The sequence below is a fragment of the Streptomyces sp. NPDC016562 genome, from assembly GCF_043076955.1.
Taxonomy (GTDB): Bacteria; Actinomycetota; Actinomycetes; order Streptomycetales; family Streptomycetaceae; genus Streptomyces.
This window is the reverse complement of record NZ_JBIBRZ010000002.1, coordinates 1,440,258-1,459,823: the sequence shown is the minus strand read 5'-3', so window position 1 is coordinate 1,459,823 and position 19,566 is coordinate 1,440,258. Positions and strand designations below refer to the sequence as shown.

Here is a 19,566-nt window from a genome sequence, read left to right as displayed (position 1 = left end):
CGTGCACGTCCTGCTCGTCGCGAGCGCCTTCAACAGCCTCACCCAGCGGGTCCACGCCGAGCTGCGCGATCACGGCCACAGCGTCGCGGTGGAACTGGCCCTCCCGGGGACGGACCTGGCCGGCGCCCTCGCCCGCCACCGGCCGGACCTGGTGCTCGCGCCGATGCTGAAGTCGGCCCTGCCCGAGGAGGTCTGGTCCGCCCACACCTGCCTGATCGTCCACCCCGGTCCGGTCGGGGACCGGGGCCCGTCCTCGCTCGACCTGGCCGTGCAGGAGGGGGCCGGGCGGTGGGGCGTCACCGTGCTCCAGGCCAACGCGGAGATGGATGCCGGCGACGTGTGGGCCACGGTCGCCTGCCCGGTGCCGGACCCGCCGGTGGCCAAGAGCGCCTGGTACCGCGGGGAGGTCGCCGACGCGGCCCTGGAGGCCGTACTGCTCGCGGTGGAGCGCTTCGCCTCCGGTACGTACGCACCCGTGCCCCAGGGCCAGGGCCTCGCCCGGCCCCTGCTGCGCCAGGAGGGCCGCCGGATCGACTGGCGGACGGACGGCACCGAGCGGGTGCTGCGGGTGCTGCGCGCCGCGGACTCCCGGCCCGGTGTACGGGACGAGCTGCTGGGCGGTACGTGGTACCTGCACGGCGGCCACCCCGAGGACCGGCTGCGCGGCCGCCCGGGCGAGCTGATCGCCACCCGGGCGGGCGCGGTGTGCCGGGCCACCGCCGACGGCGCCGTGTGGATCCCGGAGCTGCGGGCCCACCGCGCTGCGGGGCTGCCGGCCGCCCCCAAGCTCCCCGCCACGCTGGCGCTCGCGGGCCTGCTGCCCGCGCTGCCCGAGGTCGGTCCGGGCGACGCGGACGGTCCGGGCGGCGCCGGGCCCCGTACCTGGTCCGACATCGGCTACCACGAGGAGGGCGGGGCGGGATACCTGTCGTTCTCCTTCCCCGGCGGCGCGATGAGCACGGAGCACTGCCGCCGCCTGCTGGACGCCTACCGGGCGGCCTGCTCCCGCCCCACGTCGGTCCTCGTGCTCGGCGGCGGCCGGGACTTCTTCTCCAACGGCATCCACCTCGGCGTCATCGAGGCCGCGGCCGACCCCGCCGAGGAGTCCTGGGCCAACATCAACGCCATGGACGACCTGGTGGAGGCGGTCCTGACGACCACCGACCGGCTCGTGGTCGCCGCCCTGGGCGGCAACGCGGCCGCCGGCGGCGCGATGCTGGCCCTCGCCGCCGACGAGGTGTGGTGCCGCTCGGGCGTGGTCCTGAACCCGCACTACCGGCTGATGGGCCTGTACGGCTCGGAGTTCTGGACGTACACCCTGCCCCGACGGGTCGGCGAAGCCCGCGCGGAGCGGCTGAGCGCCGAGGCGCTGCCGCTCAGCGCCGCCGCCGCCCTGCGGCTCGGGCTGTCGGACCGGACGCTCGACTGCCCGCCCGCGGCCTTCGCCGCGCGGGCCACGGCGCTCGCCGCCCAGCTCGCCGGGCACCCGGGCACCGCCGCGCGGATCGCCGCGAAGAAGGCGCGCCGGGAGCTGGACGAGGCGCAGCGCCCGCTGGCCTCCTACCGCGCGGCCGAGCTGGAGCGGATGCGGCGGACCTTCTTCGACCCGGACGCCCCCTACCACGCGCTGCGCCGGGCCTTCGTGGGCAAGGAGCGCCCCGCCGTGACGCCGGCGCACCTCACGGAGCGCGTCCCGGGGCGGCACGGAGCGCCGCGGCCCCCGCGGGCGTCCGACGTCACTGGAACGGACGCGCATGACGGGGCACCGGGAACCGTCGGCTGTTAGCAAGAAGGGTGGGCGGCAGGAGGCCCGGGCGGACACCGGCCGCCTTCCCCTCCCCGCCCCGAGGGCCCACCCGACCCCCGATCTCCGCTCTCCGCTCCCCGCTTTCAAGGAGGCGTCCGTATGGATGCAGCAACGCAGGACCCGGTAGAGGAACCCCTGATCCACATCCTCTGGATCAACGCGGGCTTGAGCTGCGACGGCGACTCCGTGTCCCTGACGGCGGCCATGCAGCCCAGCATCGAGGAGATCGTCACGGGCACGCTGCCCGGACTGCCCAAGATCGCCGTGCACTGGCCGCTCATCGACTTCGAGTGCGGTCCCGTGGGCGGCGCCGACACGTTCATCGAGTGGTTCTTCAAGGGCGAGCGGGGCGAGATCGATCCGTTCGTGCTGGTCGTGGAGGGCTCCATCCCCAACGAGAAGATCAAGCCGGAGGGGTACTGGTGCGGCTTCGGCGACGATCCGGAGACCGGCCAGCCCATCACCACCAGCGAGTGGATCGACCGCCTGGCGCCCAAGGCGCTCGCCGTGGTGGCCATCGGCACCTGCGCCACGTACGGCGGGATCCACGCGATGGCGGGCAATCCGACGGGCGCGATGGGTGTGCCCGACTACCTGGGCTGGGACTGGAAGTCCCACGCCGGGATCCCGATCGTGTGCGTGCCGGGCTGTCCGATCCAGCCGGACAACTTCTCGGAGACCCTCACCTACCTGCTCTACCAGGCGGCCGGCTCGGCCCCGATGATCCCGCTGGACGACAAGCTGCGGCCCACGTGGCTGTTCGGCATGACGGTCCACGAGGGCTGCGACCGCGCGGGCTACTACGAGCAAGGGCAGTTCGCCAAGACCTACGACTCCCCCAAGTGCCTGGTCAAGGTGGGCTGTTGGGGCCCGGTGGTCAAGTGCAACGTGCCCAAGCGCGGCTGGATGAACGGCATCGGCGGCTGCCCGAACGTGGGCGGTATCTGCATCGCCTGCACCATGCCGGGCTTCCCCGACAAGTTCATGCCGTTCATGGACGAACCCCCCGGCGCCAAGGTGTCGAGCAAGGCGAGCGGCGCGTACGGGGCCGTCGTCCGCAGGCTCCGCTCGATCACCGCGCACTCCGTGGACCAGGAGCCCAAGTGGCGCCGCTCCGGCGAGGAGCTGACGACGGGCTACCGCCCGCCCTGGTGACCGCCCCGCGCCCCCTCACCCGCTGACGAACACCCCCTGGCGCATCCCGCACACGAAGAAGGGTCACGGCAGACACGATGGCACCGAAGACGAAGACAGGCGGCGACGGCAGCGGCCTGGTGGAGATGGCGTGGGATCCGATCACCCGGATCGTCGGCAGTCTCGGCATCCACACGAAGATCGACTTCAAGCAGAAGCGGGTCGCCGAGTGCTACAGCACCTCGTCCGTCTTCCGCGGCTACAGCGTCTTCATGCGCGGCAAGGACCCCCGCGACGCGCACTTCATCACCAGCCGCATCTGCGGGATCTGCGGTGACAACCACGCGACGTGTTCCGTCTACGCGCAGAACATGGCCTACGGGGTGAAGCCGCCCCACCTCGCCGAGTGGATCATCAACCTCGGCGAGTCGGCGGAGTACATGTTCGACCACAACATCTTCCAGGAGAACCTGGTCGGGGTCGACTACTGCGAGAAGATGGTCCGCGAGACCAACCCCGGCGTCCTGGAGCTGGCCGAGCGGACCGAGGCCCCGCACGCCGGCGACCACGGCTACCGCACCATCGCGGACATCATGCGCTCGCTCAACCCCATCGAGGGCGAGTTCTACCGCGAGGCCCTCCAAGTCAGCCGCTACACGCGGGAGATGTTCTGCCTGATGGAGGGCCGCCACGTGCACCCCTCCACGCTCTACCCGGGCGGCGTCGGCACCATCGCCTCGGTCCAGCTCTTCACCGACTACATGAGCCGCCTGATGCGGTACGTGGAGTTCATGAAGAAGGTGGTGCCGCTGCACGACGACCTCTTCGACTTCTTCTACGAGGCCCTGCCCGGCTACGAGGAGGTCGGCCGCCGGCGCGTCCTGCTGGGCTGCTGGGGCGCGCTCAACGACCCCGAGTACTGCGACTTCACGTACGCCAACATGACCGACTGGGGACGGAAGATGTTCGTCACCCCGGGCGTGATCGTGGACGGCAAGCTGGTCACCAACGACCTCACCGAGATCAACCTGGGCATCCGCATCCTGCTGGGCAGCTCGTACTACGACGACTGGGCGGGCCAGGAGCAGTTCGTCACCCACGACCCGCTCGGCAACCCCGTCGACCCGCGTCACCCGTGGAACCAGCACACCATCCCCGCCCCGCAGAAGCGGGACTTCGACGGCAAGTACAGCTGGGTGATGTCGCCGCGCTGGTTCGACGGCAAGGACCACCTCGCGCTCGACACCGGCGGCGGCCCCATCGCCCGCCTGTGGTCCACGGCGCTGTCCGGGCTCGTCGACGTCGGTTACGTCAAGGCCACCGGGCACAGCGTCGTCATCAACCTGCCCAAGACGATGACCAAGCCCGAGACGCGCTTCGAGTGGCAGATCCCGAAGTGGAGCAACGCCCTGGAGCGCAACCGCGCCCGCACCTACTTCCAGGCGTACGCCGCGGCGATCGCGCTGCACTGCGCCGAGAAGGGCCTGGCGGAGGTCCGCGCCGGACGCACCCAGACCTGGGAGAAGTTCGAGGTGCCGGACGAGTCGATCGGCGTCGGCTTCACCGAGGCGGTACGCGGCGTCCTGTCCCACCACATGGTGATCCGCGACGGGAAGATCGCCAACTACCACCCGTACCCGCCGACCCCCTGGAACGCCAGCACCCGTGACACCTTCGGGACGCCCGGACCGTACGAGGACGCCGTGCAGAACACCCCGATCTTCGAGGAGAACCCCCCGGAGAACTTCAAGGGCATCGACATCATGCGGGCGGTGCGCAGCTTCGACCCGTGTCTGCCGTGCGGCGTGCACATGTACGTCGGCGGCGGCAAGACGGTCAAGACCATGCACGTGCCCACCGGCCTGAGCGGGCTGGGCGGATGAGCGCCGCGCACGCGGGCGCCGCGGTGGACGCACGGCAGGCGGGGCAGCGGGTGGACGAGGTGCTCGACCGGCTCGCCGCCACGGGCGACCGGGAGGCCTGCGCCGCCGCGGAGGAACTGGTGCGGGTGCTCATGGAGTTCTACGGGGCCGGGCTCGCCCGGATCACCGGGCTGCTCGGCGAGAGCGGCCTCGCCCCCCTCCTGGACGACGAGCTCGTGGCGAGCCTGCTGGCCCTGCACGACCTGCACCCCGAGGACGTCGGCGTCCGGATCGGGCGCGCCCTGGACGGCGTGGGGGAACCGGTGGAACTGCTCGGCTTCGACGCGGCCTCGGGCGTGCTGCGGCTGCGGGTGGCGGCCTCCGGCGGCTGCGGCTGCGGATCGCAGGCCGGTGCCCCCGGGGTACCGCAGAGCGTGACGGACGCGCTGGCCTCCTTCGCACCCGAGGTGACCTCCGTGGAGGTGGAGAGCGCGGCCCCGGCCCCGGCCCTGCTGCAGATCGGCACCCGTCCGCAGGCCCCGGCGCGGGCCCGGTGAACGGGCCCGCTCCCGGCGCGCGCGGCCTGCGGCGGTTCGCCGGCCCGCGCGCGCCCCGCCCCGAGACCTGCGAACTGTGCGGGGTGGTGGTGGCCGAGGACGGCCACCGGCACCTGGTGGAGACGCAGCGGCGGGCGCTGGTCTGCGCCTGCACCGCCTGCGCCCTGCTCTTCGACCGGCCGGGCGCGGCCGCCGGCCGGTTCCGGGCCGTACCGGACCGGTATCTGACCGACCCGGACCATCCGCTGGACGACGGCGCCTGGGAGGCGCTCCAGATCCCGGTCGGGGTGGCGTTCCTGTTCCGCAACGCCGCGCTGGACCGCCTGGTCGCGCTCTACCCGAGCCCCGCCGGGGCCACCGAGAGCGAGCTCGACCCGCAGACCTGGCAGGGCGTGCTCGGCGCGGGACGGCTGGCCGCCCTGCTGGAACCCGACGTGGAGGCGCTGCTGCTGCATCGCGCGGCGGGCCGCACCACCTGCCATCTGGTGCCCATCGACATCTGCTACGAACTGGTGGGCCGGATGCGGCTGTTGTGGCAGGGATTCGACGGGGGCGCGGAGGCCCGGGAGGCGTTGCGCGTCTTCTTCGAGCGGGTCGAGCGCCGGGCGCGGGCCCTGACGCCCGACACGGTGGAAGCGGGCCGGCCATGACGGAGTTCACCTTCGCCTGCACCGGGGTGCGGGCCGATCCGTACGCCGCCGGTCCGAGCCTGGTCTTCCGGCTGCGCGTGACCGCCTCGCCCGGGGTACGGGTGCACGCCCTGGCCCTGCGCTGCCAGATCCGCGTCGAACCGGCGCGGCGGCGGTACGGCCCGGCGGAGGCGGACGGACTGGCCGACCTGTTCGGCGCCCCCTCCCGCTGGGGGTCCACGCTCCAGCCGGTGCAGTTCGCCCAGGTCCCGGCCATGATCCCGAGCTTCACCGGGGAGACCGAGACCGACCTGGTGGTGCCCTGCACCTACGACATGGACATCGCGGCGACGCGGTACTTCGCCGCGCTCCAGGGCGGCGAGGTGCCGCTGCTGATGCTGTTCTCCGGGACCGCGTTCACCGGGGAGGGCGGTTTCCACGTCGAACCGGTGCCCTGGGACCGCGAGGCCGCGTACCGGATGCCGGTGGCCGTGTGGCGGGAGATGGTCGAGCAGCACTTCCCCGGCTGCGGCTGGCTGCGCCTGCCCTCCGACACGATGGCCGATCTGCTGGCCTTCCGCTCGCGCCACGCCCTCCCCTCGTGGGAGGCGACCGTACGCGCCCTGCTGGACACCGCCACCGCGCCCGGGCCGCCGCCTGTCGCGGCCCGGCTGGGGGCGGCCCCGCCCCGCGTGACCGAGAGGACCGCGCCGTGACCACGAGCAGCACGACGACCACGTCCACGTCCACCACCGCGTCCACGGCCGCGACGGCCACCGCCTCCGCGGCCGTGGACGCACGCTTCGCGTCGGCCCGGCAGGTCGCCGACGCCGTCCTCTTCGAGGGGTACGTCCTCTACCCGTACCGGGCCTCCGCGGCGAAGAACCGGATGCGCTGGCAGTTCGGTGTGCTCGCGCCGCCCGCCTGGGCCCCCGAACAGGGGGAGCACACCTTCCAGCGGACCGAGGTCCTGCTGGAGCCCCGGGGCGCCGCCACCCTCGACCTGGAGCTGCGCTTCCTGCACGCCCAGCGCCGTACGGTGCAACAGGCGCGCGCTGAGGGCGCGTTCGAGGAGGTCGCCGAGCTGCACCTGCCCGACCGGGTGCTGGTCCCGTGGGACGAGGGGACCGAGGAGCGCGTCACGGTGTCCGTCGCGGTCTCCGAACTGGTGGGTGCGGGCGCGTACTTCCCCTTCTCGCGGCCCGCCCGCGTGGAGATCGAGGCGGTGCTCGACGAGACCGGCCGGACGGTCGGGCGCCTGGTGCGGCGTACCGAGCGGGTCTGCGGGGTGCTGCGGCTCTCCGCCGCCGAACTGGAGGGCCCCTACCGGGTGCTGAAGCTCACCGCGGTGGTGGAGAACACCAGCCCGTGGGCCCCGGACGAGGGAGCCGCGACCCGCGAGGAAGCCCTGCCCCGCTCGCTGGTCGCCGCGCACCTGCTGCTGGGGCTGAGCTCCGGGTCGTTCCTGTCGATGACCGACCCGCCCGAGTGGGCCAAGGGGGCCGTCGCGGCCTGCGAGAACCGGCGCACCTGGCCGGTGCTGGCGGGCGGGCCCGGGCGGGCGGACGTGGTCCTGTCCTCCCCCATCATCCTGGAGGACCACCCGGCGATCGCGCCCGAGAGCGCCGGGGCCATGTACGACGCCACCGAGATCGACGAGATCCTGGCCCTGCGCACCGCCGCCCTCACCGACCAGGAGAAGCGCGAGGCGCGCGGCACGGATCCCCGGGCGGCCGCCGTGATCGACCTGGCCGACTCGATGCCGCCCGAGGTGCTGGAACGGCTCCACGGGGCCGTCCGGGGCCTGCGCGACATCACCGGCGAGCCCTTGGCCGAGGACCCGCAGGCGCTGTTCCGTCCGGAGACCCCCTGGTGGGACCCGGCCGGGAGGGACCCCGTGGACCCGGCCCTCGACCACGTCACCGTCGAGGGGGTCCGGGTGGGCGTCGGGAGCCGGGTGGTCCTGCGCCCGGGGCTGCGGCGGACCGATGCGCAGGACCTGTTCCTCCAGGGCAGCACCGCCCAGGTCGAGGCCGTACTGCACGACGTCGACGGGGGCGTGCACCTCGCGGTCACGGTGGACGGCGACCCGGGCGCGGACATCCGCCGGGAGCAGGGCAGGTTCCTCTACTTCCAGCCGGACGAGGTCACTCCCGTGGAGCCGGCATGAGCGGCCGCACCCTGATCGCGGGCATCGGCAACGTCTTCCTCGGCGACGACGGCTTCGGCGTGGAGACCCTGCGCGCCCTGTCGGGCCACCCGTTGCCGGAGGGCGTGGAGGCGGTGGACTTCGGGGTGCGCGGGGTCCACCTCGCCTACCAGTTGCTCGACGGCTACGACACGCTCGTCCTGGTCGACGCCACCGCGCGCGGCGGGGCCCCCGGCACCCTGTACCTCGTCGACGCCGGGGAGAGCGACGCGCCGGTCGTGCCGGGAGGGGCGGGCGGGGCGGCTCTCGACGGCCACGACATGTCGCCCGACACCGTCCTCGCCCTGCTGGACACCCTGTGCGCCGGAACCGGCTCGACGCCGCCCCGGCGCACGCTGGTCCTCGGGTGCGAACCGGCCTGCGTCGAGGAGGGCATCGGGCTGAGCGCCCCGGTGGCCGCCGCGGTGCCGCGGGCCGTACGCATGCTCCTGGACCTGCTCCAGGAGGAGGAAGCGCCCGGGGCCGACGCCGATGGCCCCAACCGCCGTGAACTGAGGAGGACCCCATGAAGAAATCCGTCGTCGGCGGAGCCACCGCCGCCCTGGCCCTGGTGGCCGTACTCACGCAGGTCTTCCCCGACATCAGGCGCTACCTGCGCATCCGCAGGATGTGAACCCCGAGCGCCCGCACGCCCGCACGTCCGCACGCCCGAATGGCGTACGGGCGTGCGGGCGTCGGCGTGCCCGGCCGCGAGGCCTCCGTCCTGCCGGTGTAATGAGCCCCGGCAGGACGGAGTCCGATGCACGAGATGTCGATCGCCATGGCCGTCGTGGGCCAGGTGGAAGAGGCGGCGCCGGAGGGTGCGGTCGCCGTGAGCCGAGTGGAACTCGAAGTCGGCGAGTTGGCCGGGGTGGTCCCCGACGCCCTCGCCTTCTGCTTCGAACTGGCCTGCGCCGGAACGGTCCTGGAAGGGGCCGAGCTGGTCACCCGGTCCGTGCCTGCCCGTGCGCACTGCGCCGCCTGCACGGGCGAATGGGCCGTGGGCATGCCCCCCGAGCTGTGCTGTCCCGGCTGCGGCAGGGCCACCGAGGTGGAACTGCTCTGCGGACGCGAACTGCGCATCCTCACCGTGACCTGGGAGGACGCCCTCGTCCCCTGCCGCGCACCGATCTCCGAGGAGGCCTGAACCATGTGCCGAGTGGTCGACCTGCAACAGGCGGTACTCGCCAAGAACGACGGCGCCGCACAGGCGCTGCGCACCGAGCTGGGCGCCCGCGGCACGACGGTCGTCAACCTGCTCTCCAGCCCGGGGAGCGGCAAGACGGCCCTGCTGGAGCGGGAGCTGCTGCTCGCCCGGGAGCGGGGGGTGGCCGTGGCCGCCCTGACGGCCGACCTCGCCACCGAGAACGACGCGGTCCGGCTGGCCCGTTCGGGGGCGCCCGTCAAGCAGGTGCTCACCGACGGGCTCTGCCACCTGGAGGCCGCGATGCTGGCGCGGCACCTGGAGGGGTGGCTGCCCGAGGAGACCCGGCTGCTCTTCGTGGAGAACGTCGGCAATCTGGTCTGCCCGGCCTCGTACGACCTCGGGGAGTCGCTGCGCGTGGTCCTCGCCTCGGTGACCGAGGGCGAGGACAAGCCGCTGAAGTACCCGACCGCCTTCGGGCTGGCGCAGCTGGTCGTGGTCACCAAGACCGACATCGCGCAGGCCGTCGCCTTCGACGAGGCGGCTTTCCGGGCGAACGTCCAGCGGGTCAATCCGGGGGTGGAGGTGGTCCTCACCTCGGCCCGCGCGGACCAGGGCCTGGGCGTCCTCCTGGAGCGGGCGCAGGCGGTCGCGGCCGGCGCGGCGCCGCACGCCCCGGTGATGGCCCGCGCCCGCGCTGACGCCCTCGGACCGGGCCACACACACGGGCCGGACCATGCCCACGACCACGGCCACGTCCACGGCCACGGCCACGGGCATGCGCACGGCCCCGGCCACGGCCATGCGGCGCACGACCACGGGCAGCCCGACCCCGCCGTGGCCCAGACCCGCTGATGGAGTCCGTACAGCGCCGCCGGGTCACGGTCCGGGGCGTGGTCCAGGGCGTCGGCTTCCGGCCGTACGTGTACGCGCGCGCCACCGGACTGGGCCTGGCCGGGCACGTCACCAACACCCCGGAGGGCGTGGTGACCGAGGTCGAGGGCGCGCCCGCCGCCGTATCGGCGTTCTGCGACCGGCTCGCGGCGGACGCGCCGCCGCTGGCGGTGGTGGACGCCGTGGACCACTGCGAGGTCCCGGTGCTCGGCGACGGCGGGTTCTCGATCGTCGCCTCCCGCGGCGGCGGGCCCGCCCGGACCCTGGTCTCCCCGGACACGGCCACCTGCGCCGCGTGCCTCGCCGAGCTCGCGGATCCGGGCGACCGGCGCCACCGCCACCCCTTCATCACCTGCACGCACTGTGGGCCCCGCTTCACCATCGTCACCGGACTGCCCTACGACCGCGCCCACACGACCATGGCCGGTTTCCCGATGTGCCCCGACTGCGCCCGCGAGTACGCCGATCCGGCCGACCGCCGCTTCCACGCCCAGCCGGTGGCCTGCCCGGCCTGCGGCCCCCGGCTGCGCCTGCTCACCGCCCCGCGCGGGCCGGAGGGGGCCGCGCACGGGGACCCGTACGAGGTCACCGACGGCGACCCGGTCGCCGGGGCCCGCCGGATGCTGGCCGAGGGGGCGATCCTGGCGGTCAAGGGGCTCGGTGGCTACCACCTGGCCTGCGACGCCTCCCACCCGGAGGCCGTCGCCGAACTGCGCCGGCGCAAAGCCCGCGGTGACAAGCCCTTCGCCGTGATGGCGCGCGACCTCGCCGAGGCCCGGCGCCTGGCCCACATCGGCCCCGAGGAGCGGGACCTGCTCACCGGGAACGTCCGGCCCATCGTGCTGCTCCGCAGGCGCGCCGGTGTCCCCGGCCCCGCGCCGGAGGTCGCCCCGCGTAGTCCCGATCTCGGTGTGATGCTCCCGTACACCCCGGTCCACCACCTGCTGCTCGGGCTTCCCGGTGATCCCCGGGGGCCCCGGCTGCTCGTCATGACCAGTGGGAACCTCGCCGGCGAACCCATCGTGACGGACGAGGCCGAGGCCCTGGAGCGGCTCGCCGGCCTCGCCGACGGCTGGCTGACGCACGACCGTCCCATCCACGTGCCGTGCGACGACTCGGTGGTGCGCGTCTGCGACGGCGAGGCGCTGCTGGTCCGGCGCTCGCGCGGTTACGCCCCGCTGCCGCTCGCGCTGCCGCTGCCGGTCCGCGCGACGCTGGCCACCGGGGGCGATCTGAAGAACGCGCTGTGTCTCGGTGAGGGCCGCAGGGCCTGGCTGTCGGCGCACATCGGTGACATGGACGACCTCGCCACGCAGGACGCCTTCGAGCGCGCCGGGCGGCAGCTGGAGTCCATCACGGGCGTGTCTCCCGGGCGGCTGGCCACCGACCGGCATCCCGGATACCGCTCCGGCCAGTGGGCGTCGCGCCGTGCGCGGGGCCGGCCGCTGGTGCGCGTACAGCACCATCACGCGCACATCGCGTCCGCCATGGCCGAGCACGGCCTGGAGCCCGGCCGGCGGGTGATCGGCGTCGCCTTCGACGGCACCGGCTACGGCGACGACGGCGCGGTGTGGGGCGGCGAGGTGCTCCTCGCCGACTACGCCGGATACACCCGCTTCGCCCATCTCGCGTACGTGCCGCTGCCGGGCGGGGACGCGGCCGTGCGCCGGCCCTACCGCATGGCCCTCGCGCACCTACGGGCGGCGGGCATCGCCTGGGATCCGGACCTGCCGTGTACGGCCCACTGCCCTGAGGACGAACTACGCGTCCTGTCACGGCAGTTGGAGCGCGATCTGAACTGCGTCCCCACCTCCAGCATGGGACGGCTCTTCGACGCCGTCTCCTCGCTGGCGGGCATCTGCCACCACGCCGGCTATGAGGCCCAGGCGGCGATGGAGCTGGAGAGCGCCGCACTGCGGGCGACGGCCCGCGACGATGCAGGCCCCGGTCCCCACTCCGGCCCCTACGACTTCCGTCTGAGCGTCCCGGCGCCCGGTCCCGGCGGTGGTCCGGTCACCGCGGATCCGGCGCCGATGCTGGCGGCGGTGGTGGCCGATCTGCGGGCGGGGGTGGAACCGTCGCTCATCGCGGCCCGCTTCCACGCCGGTGTCACCGCCCTCGTCGGCAGGCTGTGCGCGCTCGCGCGTCGGCAGTACGGGCTCGACACGGTGGTCCTGACCGGCGGGGTCTTCGCCAACACCCTCCTGTCCTCGGCCTGCGCCCGCACGCTGCGCGAGCGCGGCTTCACCGTACTGCGCCACCATCGCGTCCCGCCGAACGACGGCGGGCTGGCACTCGGCCAGCTCGTGGTGGCGGCCGCCCGTGACGTCACCGACACCCCACCCCCACAGCGAGGAGAGACCCATGTGCCTGGCGGTACCCGGCAGAGTGCTTGACATCGGGGAGAGGGACGGCACCCGCATGGCCACGGTCGACTTCGGCGGCGTACAGAAGGAGGTGTGCCTGGAGTACCTGCCGGACCTCCAGGTCGGCGAGTACGCCATCGTCCACGTCGGCTTCGCCCTGCAGCGACTGGACGAGGAATCAGCCCGGCAGACCCTTGAGCTCTTCGCTGAACTCGGCATGTTGCAGGAGGAGTTCGGCGACCCGTGGGAGCTGGCCGCGGAGGCCGGCGAGGGAGTGCAGCCATGAAGTACATCGACGAATTCCAGGACCCGGACCTCGCGCGCCGGCTGCTGGACGAGATCCACGCCACCGTGACCAGGCCCTGGGCCCTCATGGAGGTGTGCGGCGGTCAGACCCACACCATCATCCGGCACGGCATCGACCAACTTCTCCCCGATCAGGTGGAGTTGATCCACGGTCCCGGGTGTCCGGTGTGCGTCACACCGCTGGAGGTGATCGACAAGGCGCTGGAGATCGCCTCCCGGCCGGGCGTCATCTTCTGCTCCTTCGGGGACATGCTCCGGGTGCCTGGGACCGGCCGTGACCTGTTCCGAGTGCGCAGCGAGGGCGGTGACGTGCGGGTGGTCTACTCGCCGCTCGACGCCCTGACGATCGCCCGGCAGAACCCGGACCGGGAGGTGGTGTTCTTCGGGATCGGCTTCGAGACCACCGCGCCGCCGAACGCCATGACGGTCCACCAGGCCAAGCGGCTGGGCATCACCAACTTCAGCCTGCTGGTGTCCCACGTGCGGGTGCCCCCCGCGATCGAGGCCATCATGCGCTCGCCCAGCTGCCGGGTGCAGGGCTTCCTCGCCGCCGGGCACGTGTGCAGCGTCATGGGCGTGGCCGAGTACCCGGAGCTCGCGGAGCGCTACCGCGTCCCGATCGTCGTGACGGGCTTCGAGCCGCTGGACATCCTCGAAGGGGTGCGGCGGACCGTGCGGCAGCTGGAACGCGGCGAGCACACGGTGGACAACGCGTACGCGCGGGCGGTGCGCCCGGAGGGCAACCCGGCGGCCCTCGCCATGCTGGCGGACGTCTTCGAGGTCACCGACCGGGCCTGGCGCGGCATCGGCGTCATCCCGGACAGCGGCTGGCGCCTGTCCGAGCGGTACCGGGACTTCGACGCCGAGCACCGCTTCTCCGTGACGGGCATCGACACGCGGGAGCCGGCCGAGTGCCGCAGCGGCGAGGTGCTCCAGGGGCTCATCAAGCCGCACGAGTGCGAGGCCTTCGGCACCCTGTGCACTCCGCGCACCCCGCTCGGGGCCACGATGGTCTCCAGTGAGGGCGCGTGCGCGGCGTACTACCTCTACCGGCGCCTCGACCTCCAGAGCGCGCCGGCCACCCCGACCACCCCGCTGGAGGCGAGCCCCGTTGCCTGAGACCGCACCGCCTGAGACCGCACCGCCTGAGACCGCACCGACCGAGACCGCGCCGCTGGACATCACCGGCTGGACCTGCCCGGCTCCGCTGCGCGACCACCCCCGGGTGGTGATGGGCCACGGCGGCGGGGGCGCCCTCTCCGCGGAGCTCGTCGAGCACCTCTTCCTCCCGGCGTTCGGCGGCGCCGCACTGGCGCAGCTCGGGGACTCGGCCGCACTCTCCGTGGGCGGGGTCCGGCTGGCGTTCTCCACGGACTCGTACGTCGTGCGGCCGCTGTTCTTCCCCGGCGGCTGCATCGGCGACCTGGCCGTCAACGGCACGGTGAACGACCTCGCCATGTCCGGGGCGGAGCCCGCCTACCTCTCCTGCGGGTTCATCCTGGAGGAGGGGGTCGAGATGTCCGTCGTGTCGCGTGTGGCGCGGGCGATGGGCGACGCCGCCCGCACCGCGGGCGTGGAGGTCGTCACCGGGGACACCAAGGTCGTCGAGAGCGGCCACGGGGACGGGATCTACGTCAACACCGCGGGCATCGGGATCATCCCCGCCGGCGTCGACCTGCGCCCGCAGCGGGTCGTCCCCGGCGACGTGGTGATCGTCAGCGGTGACATCGGACTGCACGGCGTGGCCATCATGAGCGTCCGGGAAGGCCTGGAGTTCGGGGTGGACGTCCAGAGCGACTGCGCGCCGCTGGGCGGGCTCGTACGCAGCATGCTCGCGGTCACCCCGGACCTCCACGTCCTGCGCGATCCCACCCGGGGCGGTCTGGCCGCCTCGCTGAACGAGATCGCGGCCGCCTCCGGGACCGGCGTCGTGGTCCACGAGGCCCGGATCCCGGTGCCCCCGGCCGTCGCGAACGCCTGCTCCATCCTCGGCCTGGACCCGCTCTACGTGGCCAACGAGGGCAAGCTCGTCGCCTTCGTGCCGCGCGAGCACGCCGAGGCGGTGCTCGACGCGATGCGGGCGCACCCGCTGGGCCGCGGGGCGACCGTGATCGGCGAGGCGGTGGAGGCGCACCCGGGCATGGTCGTGGCGCGCACCCGGCTGGGGGGCACGCGCGTGGTCGACCTGCCCGTCGGGGAGCAGCTCCCGCGGATCTGCTGAGCGGCCCGCGGGGCCGGGGCGTGCGGCTCCCGGCGGTGAAGGCCGCCGGGAGCGCCGCCGACACGAGAAACCGGAAGGGTCAATCCGCCCCGCGGCGGGTATATCCCCCTGGAAGGCCACGACGGTCCCGATACGCCGGCCAGGCGCCGGACCCATCCGTCGGAGGATTCTCATGTCACCCGTTTCCCGCGACACCGCGGAGCCCGTCCACACCGCGCAGCTGGCGGACAGCCTCGGCATCCCCGAGGATCCGCTGGGAGTGAGCACGTCCTACGCCCGGACGCTGTCGGTCTCGTTGTTCCGGCGGCTGAACGCGCTCACCGAGGGCACCGCGGAGTACTCGTACGTGCGCAACACGCTCGTCGAGCTCAACCTCAGCCTGGTGAAGTACGCGGCACGCCGGTTCCACAACCGCAGCGAGCCACTGGAGGACATCATCCAGGTGGGCACGATCGGCCTCATCAAGGCCATCAACCGGTACGACGTGGAGCGCGGGGTCGAATTCGCGACCTTCGCCCTGCCGACCATCACCGGTGAGATCAAGCGGTTCTTCCGGGACACCTCGTGGGCCGTGAAGGTGCCGAGGCGACTGCAGGAGCTGCGGCTCGACATCGCCAAGACCAACGACGCCCTGGAGCAGCGGCTGGGCAGACGGCCCACCGAGCACGAGCTCGCCGAGCGCCTGGGGATCGACGACGAGGCGCTTGCCGAGGGGCGCCGGGCCGCCAACGGCTACACCGCGGGGTCGGTCGACAGGCCCGCCGGGGAGGAGCCGGAGGTGACCCCGGCCCCGGACACGCTGGGGATGGAGGAGGCCGCGTACGACCGGATCGAGTACCTGGAGTCGCTCAAGCCGCTGCTCGCCGGCCTCGGCGAACGCGACCGGCTGATCCTCTCGATGCGCTTCGGGGAGGAGCTGACCCAGGCGGAGATCGGGGAGCGGCTCGGCGTGTCCCAGATGCAGGTCTCCCGGCTGCTGGGCCGGATCATGACGAAGCTGCGGACCGGGCTGCTGACGGACGCCGTCGAGGCCGACGGCGAGACGGCGGACGGCGAGACGGCGGCCTGAGCAGCGCTGCCTTGACCTGAGCGGTCTCAGCCGGGCCCGTCCCACGTCTCACGTGGGGCGGGTCTGGCCGATGGCGCCGTCCCAGCGCCTGGACCACCAGGACCGCGCTCCCGCGTCGGCCTGGGCCCCCGCCTCCCGGGGCCGGGGGGCCGCGACCTCCAGCCAGACGCGTTTGCCGCCGTCCAGCGGGTCCGAGCCCCAGCGCCGCGCGAGCCGGTCCACGATGAGCAGGCCGTGGCCCCCTGGCCCGGTGAGGTCCGAGCGCGGTTGCAGTACGGGCGGAGCCGGGCTCCGGTCGGTCACCTCGATCCGCAGGCCGTCAGCGGTGCGCCGCAGCAACAGGGAACTCGGGCCGCCGCCGTGCAGGCGGGCGTTGGCCACCACCTCGGACACCAGGAGCAGGACGTCCTCGGCCTGCGCCTGCGCCTCGGCCTCCTCCTGCGTCTTCGCCTCGGTCATGGCGCCCCGCGTGGGCAGCCAGTCCCAGTCCGTCAGCACCCTCCTGGTGAAGTCGCGGCACCGGGTGACCACGTTCTCGTCCTCGGGGCCGAGTACGAAGACCCGACTCCGCTCCGCCGAACGGGGCTCGTTCATCCTGCGCCTCCGCTAGTGGTGCTGCGGATGTCCCGCCAGCGCCTCCTCGACGTCGGCGTAGACCGGAAAGATTTCGTCCGCCCCCGTGATGCGGAACATGCGTTCGACTGGTCTGCGCAGGCCCACCAGCTCGATCCTGGCCCCGGCCCGCTCCGCCGTGAGGCGGCCGCGCAGCAGGACGTTCAGGCCCGTGGAGTCACAGAAACCCACGTCCGAGAAGTCCACCAGCAAGCGCTCCCGGCCGTCGAAGGTCACGGCTTCGAGTGCCTGCCTCAACGGCTCCGCCGTGTCGTGGTCGAGCTCTCCGGCCAGCTTGAGAACGGTCGCCCCCTGCACGTGTCGGACTTCGAGGGTGAACCGGTCACCCCCCTGTGCGGAAACCATGGCATCCCCTTCCACCTCTGGCTCTGCACGGCCACTGGCTCTGCACGACGCCTACCCGCCCCTATGCGCTCCATTCCCCCGGCGTGTGTGCCCCGGGGCCGCAGGGGCCCGCACAGCGGCCGTGCCGCCCCCTTCAGCGCTTCCAAGCCGCAGGGGGCGGCACGGTCCAGGACATCTCCGGCGGGGCCGCGTGGACGCCCGTACCGCTTGCGGAGAGGTGGTAGACGGCGAAGGCCCGGTCGATCACGGGCATCGCGACGTTGCGCACGCGGATGCCGCCCGCCGTCATGCCGTGCTCGGTCCCGGAGTGCGCGTGGCCGTGGACGGCGAGGTCCGCCCCGGCCTCGTCCATGGCCTCGGCGAGGAGGTAGCTGCCGAGGAAGGGGTAGATCTCCAGGGGCTCTCCCGCGAGGGTGTCCGGTACGGGGGCGAAGTGCGTGAGCGCGATGCGCAGGTCGCTGCCGTCCTCCCGCAGCCGGTTCAGGGCGCGGCCGAGGCCGTCGGCGCAGGACCGGGTGTACCGGATGAAGGCCTTCATCTCCGGTTCGCCGAACTCGCTGCCGCAGCGCCCCGCGAAGCCTCCGCAGAAGCCCTTGGTCCCCGCGATGCCCACGCGCGTGCCGTTGATGCCCAGCAGCACTCCCTCGCCCTCCAGGACGTGCACCCCGGCCGCGGTCAGCTCCTCGGTGACCGCGGGCGCCTGGTCGCTCTGGTAGTCGTGGTTCCCGAGCACCGCGACCACCGGGACCGCCAGCCCCGCCACCTCACCGGCCACGACCCGCGCCTCCTCGCGGGTGCCGTGGCGCGTCAGGTCACCCGCCAGGAGCAGCAGGTCGGCGCACTCCCCAAGGGTGTCGAAGGCGGGCCGGAGCAGCCCAGACTGGCCCGGACCCAGATGGATGTCCCCGACGGCTGCCACGCGGATCACAGCAGTTCCTCCCTATGATCGGGCGGGTCGAACCGGCTGACGGTGAGGTCCTCACGCCAGTCGATGCCCACGAGTTCCTCTTCGGCGACGCGCAGGACGGCCTCCCGGCACGCCTCGCTCGTCACGTTCCCCCAGATGACGGCGTGGCCGCCGCGGAGCTCGGCGCGCACCCCGAGTTCGGCGACCTCCCCGCGGGCCAGCCGCTGGCGCAGGTGCTCCAGGCGGTACTCGGCGATATCACTGAAGGTCATGAGGTGTCCTCCGCCTCTGTCCGGCCGGGGTGGGGTGCGTCGATGACGCGCAGCTGCCTCAGGAGGTACAGGAACGCGTCGGCCAGCGGGCTGTCGCCGTGGTCGCGGTACAGGCGCTCCCAGTCGATCTGCTCCCGCAGCATGCGGGCCATGGGCAGCAGGTCGCCGAAGTCGCAGTAGTGCTCGCACAGGGCCGCGAGACGGCTGTCCATGAGGTCGGTGGGGGAGAGCACGGGCATCCATACGGAGTCGACCGCCTTCACGCTGGCCCGCTCCAGCAGCTCGGTACTCACGGGGCGCCGGGCCAGTTCGAAGATCAGGTCGATCTCCTCCCCGCCGGCCCTGCCCTTGACCAGCCAGTCCTCCGGGGCCTGGCGCATGTCGATGCCGCCGTCCTCCAGCGCCTTGACCACCGTCTCGGCGTCCTGGGGCCGTACGCAGAAGTCGGTGTCGTGCTGGAAGTTCGCCGGCAGCCCGTGGGCGAAGGCGGCCACGCTGCCGGCGAGGGCGAAGGGCTGTCCGGAGCTCTTCAGCAGCGACGCCACGCGCTTGGTGGTCTCCAGGATCGCCTGCGTGTGGTCCTTGGGCAGGGCGCCGCCGGGCGGGTCGGGCGGACTCAGGCCTTCGGGAGAGGGCGTGGGGCGGGAATGAAGGCTCACGGGGCACCTCCCTTTGTTCCCGGTGACCGAACGTGTTCCCGGTGACCGAACCAGGATCCAACACCGCGCGCAACCGGAACGCTTTGCTCCGTCGTGACACGGGGAGCTCCTACCCTCCTTCGCTACCCCTTATCGGGCGGCGCCATGATCTCTTCGCCCGCCTGCCTGCCCGTCCGTTCCGCCGCGACGGGCCCGCCCTGCGTTTGCGGGCCCCGGAACCGGTTAGACGCACCGCAGGACGGGATTTCCGAGCGAGGGGAGTCATGCCGTGTCGGGCGAGAAGAAGATGAAGAGCAAGAAGGAACAGGCCAAGGGCAAGGCCAAGGAGGCCGTGGGCCGCGCCGTCGGCAACGAGAGCCTCACCGCGGAGGGACGCGCGGAGCAGGCCAAGGGAGACGCCCGTCAGGCCAAGGAGAAGATCAAGGACGTCTTGAAGGATTAGCGACAGAAGACCGAGGAGGGGGCCCCCCGGCCCCGCCCCCGGGGGGCCCCCCCGGGGGAACCCCCCCCCCCCCCCCCCCGCCCGGCCCCCCCCCCCCCCGCCCCCCCGGCCCCCCCCCCCCCCCCCCCCCC

General features: G+C 73.2%; 22 protein-coding genes. 17 read left to right on the top strand and 5 right to left on the bottom strand.

Annotated elements, in window-relative coordinates; all coding sequences use genetic code 11:
- The first annotated feature begins 1 nt into the window (after nucleotide 1).
- The 16 genes from ACF059_RS14275 to ACF059_RS14200 all read left to right on the top strand — a co-directional run bounded on the left by ACF059_RS14275 (nucleotide 2) and on the right by ACF059_RS14200 (nucleotide 16,177).
- Complete coding sequence (locus ACF059_RS14275; RefSeq protein ID WP_392056073.1) at nucleotides 2-1,786, top strand: enoyl-CoA hydratase-related protein; 1,785 nt, start codon at nucleotides 2-4, stop codon at nucleotides 1,784-1,786.
- A gap of 120 nt (nucleotides 1,787-1,906) precedes the next feature.
- Nucleotides 1,907-2,962, top strand: a complete 1,056-nt coding sequence (locus tag ACF059_RS14270; RefSeq protein ID WP_392056070.1) for a hydrogenase expression protein HypE — start codon at nucleotides 1,907-1,909, stop codon at nucleotides 2,960-2,962.
- 77 nt (nucleotides 2,963-3,039) lie between these two features.
- Nucleotides 3,040-4,824 carry a nickel-dependent hydrogenase large subunit gene (locus ACF059_RS14265; RefSeq protein WP_360903186.1) on the top strand — a complete coding sequence of 595 codons (1,785 nt, stop codon included), beginning with the start codon at nucleotides 3,040-3,042 and terminating at the stop codon, nucleotides 4,822-4,824.
- Nucleotides 4,821-5,360 (top strand): hypothetical protein, encoded by a 540-nt coding sequence (locus ACF059_RS14260; protein WP_392056068.1) that lies wholly within the window; start codon nucleotides 4,821-4,823, stop codon nucleotides 5,358-5,360. Before ACF059_RS14265 ends, ACF059_RS14260 begins: the two co-directional genes overlap by 4 nt.
- On the top strand, nucleotides 5,357-6,010 hold the full coding sequence (locus ACF059_RS14255; protein WP_392056065.1) for a DUF5947 family protein: 654 nt from the start codon (nucleotides 5,357-5,359) through the stop codon (nucleotides 6,008-6,010). Before ACF059_RS14260 ends, ACF059_RS14255 begins: the two co-directional genes overlap by 4 nt.
- Nucleotides 6,007-6,705: a DUF6084 family protein gene (locus ACF059_RS14250; RefSeq protein ID WP_392056063.1), complete on the top strand. Its 699-nt coding sequence runs from the start codon at nucleotides 6,007-6,009 to the stop codon at nucleotides 6,703-6,705. Before ACF059_RS14255 ends, ACF059_RS14250 begins: the two co-directional genes overlap by 4 nt.
- Before the next feature lie 74 nt (nucleotides 6,706-6,779).
- Nucleotides 6,780-8,159, top strand: coding sequence for a hypothetical protein (locus ACF059_RS14245; RefSeq protein ID WP_392056705.1), 1,380 nt, complete (start codon nucleotides 6,780-6,782; stop codon nucleotides 8,157-8,159).
- Nucleotides 8,156-8,707 (top strand): hydrogenase maturation protease, encoded by a 552-nt coding sequence (locus ACF059_RS14240; protein WP_392056060.1) that lies wholly within the window; start codon nucleotides 8,156-8,158, stop codon nucleotides 8,705-8,707. The genes ACF059_RS14245 and ACF059_RS14240 overlap by 4 nt, the downstream gene beginning before the upstream one ends.
- Nucleotides 8,704-8,811 (top strand): DUF6893 family small protein, encoded by a 108-nt coding sequence (locus ACF059_RS14235; RefSeq protein WP_392056057.1) that lies wholly within the window; start codon nucleotides 8,704-8,706, stop codon nucleotides 8,809-8,811. The genes ACF059_RS14240 and ACF059_RS14235 overlap by 4 nt, the downstream gene beginning before the upstream one ends.
- A gap of 126 nt (nucleotides 8,812-8,937) precedes the next feature.
- The gene (locus ACF059_RS14230) at nucleotides 8,938-9,324 is read left to right on the top strand and encodes a hydrogenase maturation nickel metallochaperone HypA (protein WP_392056054.1); all 387 of its coding nucleotides are present in this window, start codon (nucleotides 8,938-8,940) and stop codon (nucleotides 9,322-9,324) included.
- A 3-nt stretch (nucleotides 9,325-9,327) separates the two neighbouring features.
- Nucleotides 9,328-10,176, top strand: a complete 849-nt coding sequence (gene hypB / locus ACF059_RS14225) for a hydrogenase nickel incorporation protein HypB (RefSeq protein ID WP_392056051.1) — start codon at nucleotides 9,328-9,330, stop codon at nucleotides 10,174-10,176.
- The gene (gene hypF / locus ACF059_RS14220; protein WP_392056048.1) at nucleotides 10,176-12,611 is read left to right on the top strand and encodes a carbamoyltransferase HypF; all 2,436 of its coding nucleotides are present in this window, start codon (nucleotides 10,176-10,178) and stop codon (nucleotides 12,609-12,611) included. The genes hypB and hypF overlap by 1 nt, the downstream gene beginning before the upstream one ends.
- Nucleotides 12,580-12,867, top strand: a complete 288-nt coding sequence (locus tag ACF059_RS14215) for a HypC/HybG/HupF family hydrogenase formation chaperone (RefSeq protein WP_360903163.1) — start codon at nucleotides 12,580-12,582, stop codon at nucleotides 12,865-12,867. Before hypF ends, ACF059_RS14215 begins: the two co-directional genes overlap by 32 nt.
- Nucleotides 12,864-14,006 (top strand): hydrogenase formation protein HypD, encoded by a 1,143-nt coding sequence (hypD, locus tag ACF059_RS14210; protein WP_392056045.1) that lies wholly within the window; start codon nucleotides 12,864-12,866, stop codon nucleotides 14,004-14,006. Before ACF059_RS14215 ends, hypD begins: the two co-directional genes overlap by 4 nt.
- Nucleotides 14,007-14,061: 55 nt before the next feature.
- Nucleotides 14,062-15,108: a hydrogenase expression/formation protein HypE gene (gene hypE, locus ACF059_RS14205; RefSeq protein ID WP_392056702.1), complete on the top strand. Its 1,047-nt coding sequence runs from the start codon at nucleotides 14,062-14,064 to the stop codon at nucleotides 15,106-15,108.
- 172 nt (nucleotides 15,109-15,280) lie between these two features.
- Complete coding sequence (locus ACF059_RS14200) at nucleotides 15,281-16,177, top strand: SigB/SigF/SigG family RNA polymerase sigma factor (protein WP_392056042.1); 897 nt, start codon at nucleotides 15,281-15,283, stop codon at nucleotides 16,175-16,177.
- A 48-nt stretch (nucleotides 16,178-16,225) separates the two neighbouring features.
- Here the strand turns inward: ACF059_RS14200 and ACF059_RS14195 are convergent, their stop codons facing one another.
- The 5 genes from ACF059_RS14195 to ACF059_RS14175 form a co-directional block, all read right to left on the bottom strand.
- Nucleotides 16,226-16,771, bottom strand: a complete 546-nt coding sequence (locus ACF059_RS14195) for an ATP-binding protein (RefSeq protein WP_392056038.1) — start codon at nucleotides 16,769-16,771, stop codon at nucleotides 16,226-16,228.
- 12 nt (nucleotides 16,772-16,783) lie between these two features.
- Nucleotides 16,784-17,155 (bottom strand): STAS domain-containing protein, encoded by a 372-nt coding sequence (locus ACF059_RS14190; protein ID WP_392056035.1) that lies wholly within the window; start codon nucleotides 17,153-17,155, stop codon nucleotides 16,784-16,786.
- 133 nt (nucleotides 17,156-17,288) lie between these two features.
- Entirely contained in the window at nucleotides 17,289-18,083 is a 795-nt protein-coding gene (locus tag ACF059_RS14185) for a metallophosphoesterase (protein ID WP_392056032.1), read from the bottom strand.
- Complete coding sequence (locus ACF059_RS14180) at nucleotides 18,080-18,334, bottom strand: hypothetical protein (protein ID WP_360903143.1); 255 nt, start codon at nucleotides 18,332-18,334, stop codon at nucleotides 18,080-18,082. The genes ACF059_RS14185 and ACF059_RS14180 overlap by 4 nt, the downstream gene beginning before the upstream one ends.
- On the bottom strand, nucleotides 18,331-18,993 hold the full coding sequence (locus ACF059_RS14175) for a nucleotidyltransferase family protein (RefSeq protein ID WP_392056029.1): 663 nt from the start codon (nucleotides 18,991-18,993) through the stop codon (nucleotides 18,331-18,333). The genes ACF059_RS14180 and ACF059_RS14175 overlap by 4 nt, the downstream gene beginning before the upstream one ends.
- Nucleotides 18,994-19,279: 286 nt before the next feature.
- Here ACF059_RS14175 and ACF059_RS14170 point away from each other — a divergent pair, with 286 nt between their 5' ends.
- Nucleotides 19,280-19,435, top strand: coding sequence for a CsbD family protein (locus ACF059_RS14170; RefSeq protein WP_392056699.1), 156 nt, complete (start codon nucleotides 19,280-19,282; stop codon nucleotides 19,433-19,435).
- Nucleotides 19,436-19,566: the final 131 nt, after the last annotated feature.